This window comes from Actinorectispora metalli, assembly GCF_056323685.1.
On sequence record NZ_JBREYE010000001.1, the window covers coordinates 3,696,191 to 3,709,801 of the forward strand.

General features: G+C 67.5%; 10 protein-coding genes and 2 tRNA genes. 10 read left to right on the forward strand and 2 right to left on the reverse strand.

The genetic code is table 11. The features are described 5' to 3' along the window. Positions 1–342 precede the first annotated feature (342 nt). From cimA to ACU6XJ_RS17345, 3 genes are all read left to right on the forward strand, one after another. The gene (cimA, locus tag ACU6XJ_RS17335; protein WP_476312415.1) at positions 343–1,944 is read left to right on the forward strand and encodes a citramalate synthase; all 1,602 of its coding nucleotides are present in this window, start codon (positions 343–345) and stop codon (positions 1,942–1,944) included. A gap of 68 nt (positions 1,945–2,012) precedes the next feature. After that, positions 2,013–2,645: a lipoprotein gene (locus ACU6XJ_RS17340; protein ID WP_476312417.1), complete on the forward strand. Its 633-nt coding sequence runs from the start codon at positions 2,013–2,015 to the stop codon at positions 2,643–2,645. A 241-nt stretch (positions 2,646–2,886) separates the two neighbouring features. Beyond that, entirely contained in the window at positions 2,887–3,669 is a 783-nt protein-coding gene (locus tag ACU6XJ_RS17345) for a fumarylacetoacetate hydrolase family protein (protein ID WP_476312420.1), read from the forward strand. On the opposite strand, the gene ACU6XJ_RS17350 is transcribed toward ACU6XJ_RS17345, so the two are convergent. Next, a complete protein-coding gene (locus ACU6XJ_RS17350; protein WP_476314078.1) occupies positions 3,666–4,916 on the reverse strand; it encodes an FAD-dependent oxidoreductase in 1,251 nt (416 codons plus the stop codon). The genes ACU6XJ_RS17345 and ACU6XJ_RS17350 overlap by 4 nt on opposite strands. 304 nt (positions 4,917–5,220) lie before the next feature. On the opposite strand from ACU6XJ_RS17350, the gene ACU6XJ_RS17355 reads away from it, so the two are divergent. The 3 genes from ACU6XJ_RS17355 to ACU6XJ_RS17365 all read left to right on the forward strand — a co-directional run bounded on the left by ACU6XJ_RS17355 (position 5,221) and on the right by ACU6XJ_RS17365 (position 6,330). Further along, positions 5,221–6,000, forward strand: a complete 780-nt coding sequence (locus ACU6XJ_RS17355) for an HAD family hydrolase (protein ID WP_476312423.1) — start codon at positions 5,221–5,223, stop codon at positions 5,998–6,000. Between the two features lie 135 nt (positions 6,001–6,135). Further along, positions 6,136–6,207 (forward strand) — tRNA-Gln (locus ACU6XJ_RS17360). Between the two features lie 50 nt (positions 6,208–6,257). After that, positions 6,258–6,330 (forward strand) — tRNA-Glu (locus tag ACU6XJ_RS17365). A gap of 626 nt (positions 6,331–6,956) precedes the next feature. On the opposite strand, the gene ACU6XJ_RS17370 is transcribed toward ACU6XJ_RS17365, so the two are convergent. Then, positions 6,957–7,658 carry an IclR family transcriptional regulator gene (locus ACU6XJ_RS17370; protein ID WP_476312426.1) on the reverse strand — a complete coding sequence of 234 codons (702 nt, stop codon included), beginning with the start codon at positions 7,656–7,658 and terminating at the stop codon, positions 6,957–6,959. A 103-nt stretch (positions 7,659–7,761) separates the two neighbouring features. Between ACU6XJ_RS17370 and leuC the strand changes: the two genes are divergently transcribed. The 4 genes from leuC to ACU6XJ_RS17390 all read left to right on the forward strand — a co-directional run bounded on the left by leuC (position 7,762) and on the right by ACU6XJ_RS17390 (position 13,232). Next, complete coding sequence (leuC, locus tag ACU6XJ_RS17375) at positions 7,762–9,165, forward strand: 3-isopropylmalate dehydratase large subunit (RefSeq protein WP_476312429.1); 1,404 nt, start codon at positions 7,762–7,764, stop codon at positions 9,163–9,165. Between the two features lie 15 nt (positions 9,166–9,180). Further along, the gene (leuD, locus tag ACU6XJ_RS17380; protein WP_476312432.1) at positions 9,181–9,774 is read left to right on the forward strand and encodes a 3-isopropylmalate dehydratase small subunit; all 594 of its coding nucleotides are present in this window, start codon (positions 9,181–9,183) and stop codon (positions 9,772–9,774) included. 238 nt (positions 9,775–10,012) lie between these two features. Beyond that, on the forward strand, positions 10,013–10,720 hold the full coding sequence (locus tag ACU6XJ_RS17385; protein ID WP_476312434.1) for an HU family DNA-binding protein: 708 nt from the start codon (positions 10,013–10,015) through the stop codon (positions 10,718–10,720). Positions 10,721–11,735: 1,015 nt separating this feature from the next. Then, on the forward strand, positions 11,736–13,232 hold the full coding sequence (locus tag ACU6XJ_RS17390) for a plasmid pRiA4b ORF-3 family protein (protein ID WP_476312437.1): 1,497 nt from the start codon (positions 11,736–11,738) through the stop codon (positions 13,230–13,232). The last annotated feature ends 379 nt before the right edge of the window (positions 13,233–13,611 follow it).

Sequence of the window (13,611 nt, forward strand, 5' to 3'; positions counted from 1 at the left end):
GCATACCCGCCCATCGCCCCGAATGCGGCGCCGTTAGCCGGGTTTGCCCGCTCGCGACGGTGTCGTGTCCTTCAGGGCGAAACGCAACGTCCGCGAGACCCCGTCGTGGCTTTCCAGTATGTGGGAAACCCGGCTCGGGATTTGGATTCCGCGGGAGCCTATGGCACGATTCGGCGCATGACCGCTGTGAGCGTGATCATTATCGACAGGCGCGTCGGGTAGCGAAGCCACTTTCGCCCGACGCGCAGACCTCTCGCATCCGCGGGAGGTTTTTTGTTTGCCCGGACCAGCGCCGTCTCCAGGCACAACGCCCAGACAGCACCGCCCGCCCGAGGAGAACAAGTGACCAGCGCAGCCCCGCTAGGCGACGACTTCCACGTCTACGACACGACCCTGCGCGACGGCGCCCAGCGCGAGGGCATTTCCTACTCCGTCGCCGACAAGCTGCTGGTCGCGAGGCTGCTGGACTCCATTGGCGTCGGCTTCATCGAGGGCGGATGGCCGGGCGCGCTGCCCAAGGACACCGAGTTCTTCGCCCGTGCCGCGGCCGGTGAACTCGAACTCGCCAACGCCAAGCTCGTCGCCTTCGGCGCCACCCGCAAGGCCGATACCAAGGCGGGCGAGGACCCGCAGGTCCGCGCGCTGCTCGACTCGCAGGCGCCGGTGGTCACGCTGGTGGCCAAGTCCGACATCCGGCACATTGAGCGCGCCCTGCGGACCGACGCGGTGGAGAACGCCGCGATGATCGCCGACACCGTGCGGCTGCTGGTCGCCGAGGGCCGCCGGGTGTTCCTCGACGCCGAGCACTTCTTCGACGGCTACGCCGCAGACCCCGACTGCGCGCTGCGCGCCCTCACCGCCGCCGCCGAGGCGGGCGCCGACGTGTGCGTGCTGTGCGACACCAACGGCGGCCAACTCCCGCTGCAACTCGCCGAGACCGTCGCCGAGGTCATCGCCCGCACCGGCTTCCGGGTCGGCATCCACTGCCAGGACGACACCTCCTGCGCGGTGGCCAACACCCTCGCCGCCGTGCAGGCAGGCGCCACCCACGTGCAATGCACGGCCAACGGCTACGGCGAGCGCGCGGGCAACGCCGACCTGTTCGCCGTCGTCGGCAACCTCGTCACCAAGCTCGACATGCCGGTGCTGCCTCCGGGCGCGCTCGGCGAACTCACCCGCGTCTCGCACGCACTGGCGGAGATCGCGAACCTCGCCCCCGACACCCACCAGGCCTACGTCGGGGCCTCGGCCTTTGCCCACAAGGCGGGGCTGCACGCGAGCGCGATCAAGGTCGATCCGCTGCTCTACAACCACATCGACCCCACCGTCGTCGGCAACGACCAGCGGATCCTGGTCACCGAGATGGCGGGCCGAGCCAGCCTCGAACTCAAGGGCCGCGAGCTGGGAATCGACCTGACGGACCAGGGCGACGCGGTCGGCCGCGCCGTGCGCAGGGTCAAGGAACTGGAAGCCCGCGGCTGGTCTTTCGAGGCCGCCGACGCCTCCCTGGAACTCCTCCTGCGCGCGGAGGTGTCCGAAGTGGACGCACCACCGTTCTCTTTGGAGTCCTACCGCGTCACCCTGGACCACCACGCCGACGGCGTCGTAGTCTCCGAGGCCACCGTGAAGGTCCACGTCGGAGGCGAGCGAATCATCGCCACCGCGGAGGGCAACGGCCCGGTACACGCCCTGGACGCCGCACTCCGCAAGGCACTGCGCCCGCAACTGTCCTGGTTGGACGATGTCGAACTGGCTGACTACAAGGTGCGCATCCTGCCTGGTAAGGGCGGCACCGACGCGGTGACCAGGGTCCTGGTGGAATCCGGCGACGGCCACGGCTCGTGGACCACGGTAGGTGTGCACGGCAACATCGTCGAGGCCAGCTGGCTGGCCCTGTGCGACGCGCTGGTCTACAAGGCCTCCAAGCTCGGCGTGACGGTCTGACCCCGCTCGAAAAACGTGCAATCCCCCTCGGGTTTACTTCTTCTCCGCACGACTCAAGGGGGTAGGAAGTGCTCGACATCCGAAAGGTGGCCGCCGCGGTACTCGCGGCGGCCGTCCTGACAGCCTGCGGCCAGGACGCCCAGCAGCCCGCACCGCCCGGCACCACCACACCGTCCCAGTCCGCCGACCCGGCAGGCCCGCCCTGGCAGGGCGAGGTCCAACCCGCTGCCAAGGCAGCGTCGGTCGGCGCCAAGGGCACCACCTGCGAACTGCCGGTCACCTTCGACCTGGCCGCGTCCTGGGTACCCAAGCCCATCGATGCCGCAGGCGCCGAGATGTTCACCGAACGCGGCTTCAAGCCGATCTGCGAGATCGACGCCAAACCAGCGGGCCATCTGGGCTTCCTACGCGTCTTCCTCGGCGAAGGCTCGGACCCCCGCAAGGCGGTGGAGACCTGGGTCGCGGGCAACCCGAAGCTGTCCGAGCCCACCTTCCGCGACATCACCATCGGCGACACGAAAGCTGCCGAGGTCACCTACCTCAGCGACTCCCTCGGCGACAAGAAACGCGAACGCGCCCTGTTGCTGTCCACCCCGAGCGGCATGGTCATGCTGCGCCTGTCCGGCCTGGACACCGACGAGTTCAACGCCATGCTCCCCGCCTACCTGCTCGCCAAGCAGTCACTACGCCCTACGGCCTGACCCCGCGTCATCCTGCGATCCCCGCTCAGCCACTTGTGAACACCCCCCGCCCGCCCGGGGGCTCAGCCCTTTCCGAGCCTATCGGCGTCACAAACTCGGCGTCGGCTGAAAGGCGCGGGCTGTGGATGGATGGGGTGGTTGTGGATAACACGCCGATGAAAGCAGTCTTTAGTATCGCTAACGATCGGGCGCTGGGTAAGGTTGGCGGGCCGCTAAGTCGATTTCAAGGGGAACCCACGCAATGCGCCTTGCCCGCATCGCCCACCCGGAGGGCGTGGCCTTCGTCGCCGTCGTCACGGACAGCTCGAGCGAGCAGCAGTTCGCCGCCGAGATCGCCGAGCACCCCTTCGGCCAGCCCGAGTTCACCGGCCGCCGCTGGCCGCTGGCCGATGTGCGGCTGCTCGCCCCGATCCTGCCCACCAAGGTGATCTGCGTCGGCAAGAACTACGCCGACCACGCCAAGGAGATGGGCGGCGAGGCGCCTGCCAACCCGATGATCTTCATGAAACCCTCCACCGCGGTGATCGGCCCCAACGCCGCCATCAAGCTGCCGCCGAGCTCCGAGCGCGTCGACTACGAGGGCGAGTTGGCCGTGGTCATCGGCAGGCCGTGCAAGGACGTGCCCGCGGAGCAGGCCTCCTCGGTGATCCTCGGCTACACCATCGCCAACGACGTCACCGCCCGCGACCAGCAGAAGTCCGACGGACAGTGGACCAGGGCCAAGGGTTACGACACCTTCTGTCCGCTCGGGCCGTGGATCGAGACCCACCTCGACCCCGGCGACGTGGCCATCCGCACCGAACTCGACGGCGAGCTCAAGCAGGACGGCCACACCGCCACCCTGATCCACACCGTGCCGGAGCTCATCGAGTGGATCTCCGCCGTGATGACCCTGCTCCCCGGCGACGTCATTCTCACCGGCACCCCCGCGGGCGTCGGCCCCCTCAAGGACGGGCAGTCCGTGGCCGTCACCATCGAAGGCATCGGCACCCTCACCAACCCCGTCGCCACCAAGGAGAACTAGCGCTTCGCGGTGGTGGGGGAGCGGCGGGCGAAGTCGGGGGCGTGCTCGGGCAGCAGACCGATCGCGACCAGGTAGGCGGGCAGGCTCTGCAGCCGCGGATAGCGCTGCGCCAGCTGGATCGGCTTCGGCGGCCGGGCCCCGGTGTCGAGCGTGCCGCTGAGCGCCTCGCTGAGGAACCGCTTGTGGATCACCCGCTGCACGGTCTGCGTGACCACGGTCGGCAGCCAGCGACGCAGCTGCACCCGCGCCAGATCGCCGGTTCGCACCTGACCGCGCCGCAGCGGCCCGGCTATCGCGCGTGCCGTGGCCACGGCATCCTGCACCGCGAGGTTGATGCCGACGCCGCCAACGGGTGACATCGCGTGCGCGGCGTCGCCGATGCAGAGCAGGCCCTCGGTGTACCAGCGCGGCATCCGGTTCAGCTTCACGTCCAGCAGCTTCACCTCGTCCAGCGAGGCGAGGGCGTCGACCCGCGACGCCAGCCACGGCACAAGCTCCACGATCTGACGGCGCAACTCCGCGATGCCCTTGCGGCGCAACTCCGCGTCGGTGCCCTTGCGGATCAGGTACGCCACCTGCCAGTAGTCGCCGCGGTCGATCAACACGGCCGCTCGACCGGAGCTGAACCTGCCGACCACCGCCTTGGCGTCGTCCTCGGTGCGGGGGAGCCGGAACCACCAGACATCCATCGGCACGCCGAACGAGCGCGTGGTCAGCCCCGACTGCTCCCGCACCAGCGAGGAACGGCCGTCACAGGCCACCGTGAGCGAGGCCCGCAGTTCGGTCTCCGTGCCGTCGTCCCGGCGGTAGCACACGCCTGCCACCCGGCCGTTCTCCCGCAGCAGCCCGGTCACCTCGGCCCGCATCCTGAGATCGAAGGTCGGCTCCTCGGCGGCCGCGTCGGCCAGCAGGTCCAGGAAGTCCCACTGTGGGACGAAAGCGACGTGCTGGTGGCGACCGGGCAGCCGGGTCAGGTCCGCCATCCGCACCGGCCCGCTGTCCAACATCACCGTGAAGCTGTCCACCAACTGATGCGGCACCTCGGCGAACGCCGGGCCGAGACCCAGCTCGTCGATCAGGGTCAGGGTGGACGCGTGCACCGTGTCGCCGCGGAAATCCCGCAGGAAGTCCGCGTGCTTCTCCAGCACTGTCACCCGTACTCCGGCCCGCGCCAGCAGCAGACCCAGCACCATCCCGGCCGGGCCCCCGCCGACCACCACGCAGTCCGTGCGCTCCGACACCGCCATCCCGATCGCCTCCCAGTTTTTCAACGCTTGATGAATAACTCGAGCATGCTCCTCCCCGCGGGGAGCGTCAAGCGTCGGCTCGGGTGAACTCCGCCGGAGGAACTCGTGCATGTGTACCAAGATCGAGTGTTACAGGGATCGGTGTGAGCATTGACTCAATGGCCCGACAAGCGCGGTCGATAATCGATTTGGCCTAGATTCGGCAGCGTTTGTCACCGATTGGTACTGCTTGACCGTGCCAGAGGTTTAGGTATCACCTTCTTAGCCGAATGGCAGCCGAGGTGAGCTCACCTAGTCTTCCAGGGTGACCACCGTGCTTTCTCCAGCGTCAACCGTCAGGACTCACCAAATTAAGGCGGTGTGTCTTGATATCGACGACACACTTGTTGACTATGTCGCATCTGCGCGGACGGCTTTGACGGCGCTGGTCGGTCACGACGATGCATGGCCGTTATGGAATCGAAGAACCGAGGAACACTACCCGCGGTTCACCGCCGGTGAGATCGACTTCGACACCTTCCGCAGGGTGCGGACAAAGCATTTCTTCGCCGACCTGGGCGAGTTTCTGGACGATGCCGAGGCCGTCGAACGGGAAGAGCGGCGGATGGCGGCCATGCGCCGCGCCTGGAAGCTATTCGACGATGCCATGCCCTGCCTGGAATGGCTGCGCGAGGCCGGATTGCGGCTGGCGGCCATTACCAATGCCGCAGGCGCCTACCAGCGGGGCAAACTCGCCGCCGTCGGCCTGGCCGACGTGTTCGACCACCTGATCATCTCCGGTGAACTCGGCACCGCGAAACCCTCCCCGGTGATCTTCCGCACCGCCTGTGTCGCATTGGATGTCGCCCCCCAGGAGACCGTCCACGTCGGCGACCGACTCGACCTGGACGCCATCGGCGCCCAGCAGGCGGGCCTGCACGGCATCTGGCTGGACCGCAGTCTCGGGCACGTGCTGCCCCGGCGGCCCGACCAGGCCTGTCACCCCGGCGCGACCGTCCCCGAGGGCATCTCGGTCATCAGCAGCCTCGCCGAGCTGCCGGAACTGCTGGTTTACGAGCTGGGCATGGGCGCGGGGAGCTGGTAGAACGCGGGCAGGCGGGGGCCGATTTTCGTTCCGCCCCGCCTGTGGTCTAACATCTCTACGCACAGCACGGCGCCGGTTGATCTTCCGCGCCCGCCTCCTCACCGGAGTACGGCCAAGATCAAACGACGTCTGCGGTGGGGTATGGTGTAATTGGCAGCACGACTGATTCTGGTTCAGTTAGTCTAGGTTCGAGTCCTGGTACCCCAGCAGAGTGATCACAATCCACCGTGATAAGATCTCTCTCGTTCCAAGGTCAAGGCCCCGTCGTCTAGCGGCCTAGGACGCCGCCCTCTCAAGGCGGTAGCGCGGGTTCAAATCCCGTCGGGGCTACAGTGGTGTGAGGGGTATGGAGGCAAAAAGCGCCTCCATACCCCTTTCGCTATAACTGTGGGGGGCTGAGCCCCCCACACCCCCACACCAGGGGGCTTCGCCCCCTGGACCCCCACAGTCTTGTTTCGGTGTTGTCGGTGGGCTGGTTTGTTGGGTATTTGGGTTCCTGTTTTCATTGGGTAAAGTTCTCGCTTGGGTGCTACACGTGTGGTGTATGTGTTGCGTGGGTACCTAGGGGTGGGTTGGGTCTGTGCTTTCCCGGATGGGTGTTCGGGTGGGTATTCCTCTTGAATATGCGGGTTTTGGTGCGGGTGTGTGGGGTTGGGCCCTGGGTGCATATCTTTGGGTTATTGCTTTGGGGGGCTTGGGTCACAAGTTTCATTGTGGGGCAAGGGGAATGGGGGGTGGAAGCGTTCTCTTTGTCGGGAGTTGGGGTTTTGAATGGTCTGGGGTACAGACGGTTTCCGGATCTGGATGGGTTTTGGGTGGGGGATGCGCTTTGGGCGGCCCCTTGGCTTCGCTTTGGAGCCTGTGGGGGTGCTTTGGGGTGGGCTGTTGTGGGCGTGGGTGGGCCCCATGAGGGCTTGGTGGTTGGGCGCTCATGGGGCCTTGGGTGTTCGGGTTTATTACAGGCGGCTTTGTAGGGCTTCGGCGGCGGCCAGGAGGTCTGCTGCCCAGCGGGCGCCTGGTCTTCTGCCCATTCGGTCTATGGGGCCGGAGACTGAGACGGCGGCTATGACGGTGCCGTTGGGGTCTCGGACGGGGGCGGAGACGCTGGCTACGCCTGGTTCGCGTTCGCCTGCGGATTGGGCCCAGCCTCGGCGGCGGGTTTCGAGGAGGGTTCTGTCGTCGAAGATGGCTTCGGCGAGGACCGCTCGTTGTAGGGGGAGTTCTGCCCAGGCTGTCAGGACTTTTGCGCCGGAGCCTGCGGTCATGGGGAGTCTGGAGCCGATGGGGACGGTGTCTCGCAGGCCTGAGGGGGGTTCTGCGGTGGCTATGCAGACTCTTTGCATGCCTTCTCGGCGGTAGAGCTGGACGCTTTCGCCGGTGATGTCGCGGAGTCTGGGGAGGATCGACTGGGCGGCTTCCAGTAGGGGGTCACTGGCGCTTCCTGCTAGCTCGGAGAGGGCGTCGCCTGGGCGCCAGCGGCCGTCGGAGCCTCGCCTCAGGAGGCGGTGGACTTCGAGGCCTACTGCCAGGCGGTGTGCTGTGGCTCGGGGTAAGCCTGTGCGGTTGCAGAGTTCGGCCAGGCCGCACGGGTCTTTGGCCACGGCGTAGAGCACGGCTACGGCTTTGTCAAGAACGCCTATCCCGCTATGCTGTCCCACGAGGCGATACTAACGTCTCGGTATATGGGAAGTCCACTGCGGAAGGTGTGACCCACACCTGGGGCGGGTGGGCTTTGGGTTCCGAAACTGACGGAGGAGCGGGATGGGCCGCACGCTGGCGCAGAAGGTGTGGGACGCACATGTGGTGCGAAAGGGTGACGGGTCGGCGCCGGACCTCCTCTACATCGACCTGCACCTTGTGCATGAGGTGACCAGTCCGCAGGCGTTCGACGGGCTGCGGCTGGCGGGGCGGAAGGTGCGGCGGGCGGATCTGACGATCGCCACCGAGGACCACAACGTGCCCACGGTGGGGGTGGAGTTGCCGATCGCGGACCCGGTGTCGCGGACTCAGGTGGAGACGCTGCGGCGCAACTGCGAGGAGTTCGGGGTTCGGCTGTATCCGATGGGGGATGCCGAGCAGGGGATCGTGCACGTTGTCGGGCCGCAGTTGGGGTTGACGCAGCCGGGGATGACGATCGTGTGTGGGGACAGCCACACCTCGACGCACGGGGCCTTCGGCGCGCTTGCTTTCGGGATCGGGACCTCCGAGGTGGAGCATGTGCTGGCCACCCAGTCGCTGCCGCTGCGGCCGTTCAAGACGATGGCCATCAATGTCGAGGGCAGCCTGCCTGATGGGGTCACCAGCAAGGATCTGATCCTCGCCGTGATCGCGAAGATCGGTACCGGTGGCGGGCAGGGGTATGTGCTGGAGTACCGGGGGCCCGCGATCGAGGCGCTGTCGATGGAGGGCCGGATGACGGTCTGCAACATGTCCATCGAGGCCGGTGCCCGGGCGGGGATGATCGCGCCGGACAAGACGACTTTCGACTACCTCGCCGGACGTCAGCACGCGCCGCGGGGAGCGGACTGGGACGCGGCGGTGGAGTACTGGGAATCGCTGCGCACCGATGACGACGCGGTGTTCGACCGCGAGGTCACCATCGACGCGAGCGCGCTGACTCCGTTCGTCACGTGGGGCACCAACCCGGGGCAGGGGCTGCCGCTGGGTGAGCGGGTGCCGGATCCGGAGGCCATCTCCGACGAGGTGCAGCGGGAGTCCGCGGCGAAGGCGCTGAAGTACATGGGCTTGACCGCGGGCACGCCGCTGCGCGAGGTCAGCGTGGACACGGTGTTCCTGGGGTCCTGCACCAACGGCAGGATCGAGGACCTGCGGGCCGCGGCCGCGGTGTTGCGCGGCAGGCACGTCGCCGACAGCGTGCGGATGCTGGTGGTGCCGGGCTCGATGCGGGTCCGGGCGCAGGCCGAGGCCGAAGGGCTGCACCAGGTCTTCCTGGAGGCGGGCGCGGAATGGCGGTCGGCGGGCTGCTCGATGTGCCTGGCGATGAACCCCGACAAGCTCGTGCCCGGCGAGCGGTCGGCATCGACCTCCAACCGCAACTTCGAGGGGCGGCAGGGCAAGGGCGGCCGCACCCACCTCGTTTCCCCGCTGGTGGCCGCGGCGACCGCGGTGCGCGGCACGCTGTCCGCCCCGTCGGACCTGGACTGAGAAGGAGCAGGAGTCATGGAGGCATTCGTCACCCACACCGGCGTCGGCGTCCCGCTGCGCGCGTCCAACGTCGACACCGACCAGATCATTCCGGCGGTATACCTCAAGCGAGTGAGCCGGACCGGATTCGAGGACGGCCTTTTCGCCGCCTGGCGCTCTGACGAGAACTTCGTCCTCAACCTGGGCCCCTACCGGAATGGCAGCGTGTTGGTGGCCGGTCCGGACTTCGGCACCGGCTCGTCGCGGGAACACGCCGTTTGGGCGCTGTCGGACTATGGATTCCGAGTGGTGATCTCGTCCCGTTTCGCCGACATTTTCCGGGGCAACGCGGGTAAGCAAGGACTCCTCGCCGCTCAGTGCGATCAGTCCGATGTGGAACTCCTATGGAAGGCTCTGGAGAGTGATCCAGGCGTGGAGATGACTGTCGATCTCCGGGAAAAAACGGTTCAACTCAAGGACCTGACAGTGCCGTTCCAGATCGACGATTACACCCGCTGGCGGCTCCTGGAAGGACTCGACGACATCGCCCTCACCCTCCGGGACGCGCAGGCCATCGATGCCTTCGAGAGGGACCGGCAACACTGGCTGCCAAGGACCACTGTCCACTAAGTGATCGATTACCCGCGATTCGCTTGCCGTGAAGCGGATGCGAGGGTGATCGATTGTGGGCATCGACGGGCCGATTCGCAACACGTGTAGGCGCAAGCCTCCCTCTGACGCGTGGAATTCGCCGCGTGACAAGCATAAATTGGGCGTGGCGCATGGTATTTGGGCTGATCTGGGCTTAACGTGAGCCAGCGAGTCGGCCCGACGGGCCGTTGGCAAACAGCCCTTGGAGGGACTGAAGGTGAACAAGGCCCAGCTCATCGAGGCGTTGGCCGGGCGTCTCGAAGGCGACAAGAAGATGGCTGCGGCAGCGGTCGACGGAATGGTCGACATCGTTATCCGCGAGGTGCAGAAGGGTTCGAAGGTCACCCTGACCGGATTTGGTGTCTTCGAAAAGCGTGCGCGTGCCCCGCGTACGGCGCGCAACCCGCGCACCGGAGAGACCGTGAAGGTGAAGAAGACAACGGTGCCTGCTTTCCGCCCCGGCACCGGCTTCAAGGAAGTGATCGCGGGACAGCGCAAGCTGCCCAAGGTGTCCGCCTCGGCGGCCCGGCCCGCGACGCGGAGCACCTCCACCAGCCGCACCACGACGAGGACGGCAAGCACGGCCCCGTCAACCAGGTCGACGAGCACCCGCTCAACCGGTACACGTTCCACTGGCACCCGCTCGACCGGCACCCGTGCCGCGGCGACGCGCTCCACCACGGGAACTCGTGCCACCAGCACGCGCTCGACCTCGACGCGGTCCGCCGCGGCGAAGAGCACCGCGGCGAAGACGTCCGCGGCACCGAAGCGGGCGACCGCGGCGAAGACGGCCACGAAGGCCACCACGGCCAAGGCCACCACCGCCAAGACCACCCGACCGGCCACCAAGAAGGCCACCGCCGCCAAGAGCACCACGGCGACGAAGGCCAAGGCCACCAAGAAGAGCACCGGTAAGAAGAAGTAACCAGGCGGAGCACGGCGCCTGGCACGGCTTCGGCCGTGCCGGGCGCCGCCGCTTTTCCGGCGCAGGCAGCCTCGATCGGACCGCGCACCGCGCCGTCCACCGACAAGGACTTCGCGTGCTGTAGGCAGGCCGCGTTCGAGGCGCTGTCGCTTGAGAAGGCCAAGTCCGGTGCGGACCGTCGGGGCGCGGACGACACCGTTGTGGGTGAACCCATCCATTGCGCTTGCCCGGCGAGCGTCCTGCCTGCACTCGCTTTCGGCCCGCAGCGGGGCGGGGCGTAGGGACTCCCAGTCGCCTCAGATGTGTAGGGCCACCGGCCGTCCTCGGGCATGCGCCACACTCGGGATAGGCGCGGACGGCGATTTCGTCTTCGGAGGCCAGGCCGCCTGCGAGGTACCGCAGCCCGGCGCGCACTCTGGACGCGTCATACGTTCGGGTCCTGCGCCGCCGCAAGCTGCGCTTTCATCACCGCTAAGGCCACCCGCGGTGCTTCGGGTGCCCGCACCTCGACCGAACGCGGTTGCCATTGCCTCCCACAGGTAGTTGCCCCTTCGACAGGAGCGCCCGGCCCCGTTCCCCGACAGGCACTCATGTTGTGTGGCCCCTCGCGGGCCTGCGGGATAGCCGGGCGCGGCACGGTCGATCGGGGTCGGCAATGGGCTGAGCTCGATCGTGGCGGCTGTGGTTCGCCGTGGGAGACGGCGACGTTGCGTCCGACGGCCCGCTCGGGCCCGGCCGAGGTCGCTTCGCGTTCGTGGGTGCGCTTGGTGCTGGTCGACTTGGTGCCGCCGCCACCGGCGATGGCCATCGTGGTGAGCACGTTGTTGTGACCCTCGACCTGCTTTGCGCGGCGAGTCGAAGGTGCCCGGCCGGGGCTCGGTGCGGCTGAACGGCCTGAACGCCAGGACTGAGTGGTTTAGGTGCATCGTCCGATCGGGTCACCGCGGCCGCGTCGTTAGAGTGCGGTGCAACCCGCGTTCGCGGGTGTCAGCCAAGAACGCCGAGGCGGGTTGAAGTGGACATCGCGCCCTCGCTGGACGAACTGTGTGCCCGGCTGCTGCAGAAGGTCGGAGAGATCCCCTCCATGGCGGATCCGGTGGCCGCGGAACTGGAAGTCGCGTCCTTCCTGGACATGATTTTCCGTCACCTTCCCGATGAGGACGCTGAGCGTTACGTCATCGAGGACATCATCAGCTACTCGCAGCGCCACGCCTCGGAGACCGCACTGGGCCTGTTCCGGGTGATGTCCTCGATGGGCCCGCTACCGGACCGCGCCCGAGAGGCCGCCGATTCCCTTGCCGAAAGGGGAGTTCTCGACCCGGTGTGGGCAGGCGTGGTCGGCGACGTGACACCCGGCCGCTGCTGGCGCCTCGGCGATCGCTTCGGCGACCACTCCACGATCGTGTGCGAGTTCTTCTACGGCCGCCACCCGCACGCCCTGGTGGTGCTCATCGACCACAACTTCGGCGGCCGCGTGATGGACCTGTTCTTCAGCAAGGACGTCGAGCCCGCCCGCGAGCACCACGAAAACCTCGCCTCCGGCGACCGCGGCCTGATCCTGCGCGACATCCCGCCTGCCAGTGCCCGCGAGCTGATCGAACAGGCCTACATGTTCCAGGTCGACGAGGTGTCCGATGAGGACAACGGCATGCACCTGCTGCCCTTGGTGCGCAGCCGCATGCGTGTCCTGTCCGATCAGGAGCCGGATCTTGACTGGCCGGTGGTCGATCCGGATGAGCATGACGAGGTCATCACCGCGTTCCTGGAGTCCCCCGAGGCCGCGGCACTGCCGTTGTCCCGTGACCTCTTGGAGGAGTGCGCGGGCCTGTTCACGGAGTTCAGCGCGACCATCGACCGCGGCCAACTGCTGCGGATCAGCCCCGTCAAGATGAAGGTCTTCCTGCTGCACTGGATGAACGAGCAGGACCCGTCCGACGACCTCGACGCCGCGCTGGGCACCATGATGCCCGCCTGGGCGGCGTGGGCGGGCCGAACCACCGGCCTGGACCCCGACGCGCTGGCCGCCTTGGACTCCGCCGCCCACCAGACCTGCCGCCGAGCGGTGGCGCACCGCACCCGTTACGAACTCCGGATCACCCTGCGCGACAGTTCCCCCGAGGTGTGGCGCACGCTGGCCGTACCCGGCTCGGTCCCACTGGCCCAACTGCACGGCATCCTGCAGATCATCATGGGCTGGCACGGCTGCGACGAACACACCTTCCGCCGCGGCGACACCGTCTACGGCCGCCCGGAACGACTCGTGTCCGAGGTGACCAACGAACAGTCCGTCGCCGTGGCCGACGTCCTCCCCACCCCCGCGGACACCCTCGCCTACACCGCCGACTCCTGGACCCACGACATCACCGTCGAGTCCCTCGTCCCCACCGGCCGCACCACCACCGACCCGGTCTGCCTCGACGGCTCGGTCCCCAGCCCCGTGGAACACCTCCTGGAAGCCACCTTCGACCTCACCCACGTCAACCGCCGCCTCAAAGCCTTCCTCACCAACTGACCCCGCGGCGTCGCGAATAGCCGGTGAGGACATCGAGGTCCGTGCGCCACCAGGTGGTGGGGCCTTCGTCGCCGCCGAGGGGAGATCAGGGCGTGCTTGAGCGGCAACTCGCGGCGACACCGCCTGCCGGCCCCGGCGCCGGGACGAGTTCACCTCCTCAGTCGACGACTTGCCCCGCGTAGTGGATGGTGTCCCGGATCGTGCTCGCCTGCCTCAACCGGTCTAGACCCGCGCGTCGAGAAGCCGCCCGCCGCCCCGCAGCCGCCGCCTGTCCCACAGCCGAGAATCCGTCCTGTCCTGCGGTTGAGAAGCGTCCTGCTGACGTGCGATTGAGAAGAGCCCCGTTGTCCCGCGGTTCAGAAGTGGCTTGCTGCCCCGC

What these genes read in the sequence shown, in the direction of transcription:
- ACU6XJ_RS17345 (WP_476312420.1), top strand. Translation starts at nt 2,887, where the DNA reads ATGCGCCTTGCCCGCATCGCCCACCCGGAGGGCGTGGCCTTCGTCGCC.
- ACU6XJ_RS17350 (WP_476314078.1), bottom strand. Translation starts at nt 4,916, where the DNA reads ATGGCGGTGTCGGAGCGCACGGACTGCGTGGTGGTCGGCGGGGGCCCG.
- leuC (WP_476312429.1), top strand. Translation starts at nt 7,762, where the DNA reads ATGGGCCGCACGCTGGCGCAGAAGGTGTGGGACGCACATGTGGTGCGA.
- leuD (WP_476312432.1), top strand. Translation starts at nt 9,181, where the DNA reads ATGGAGGCATTCGTCACCCACACCGGCGTCGGCGTCCCGCTGCGCGCG.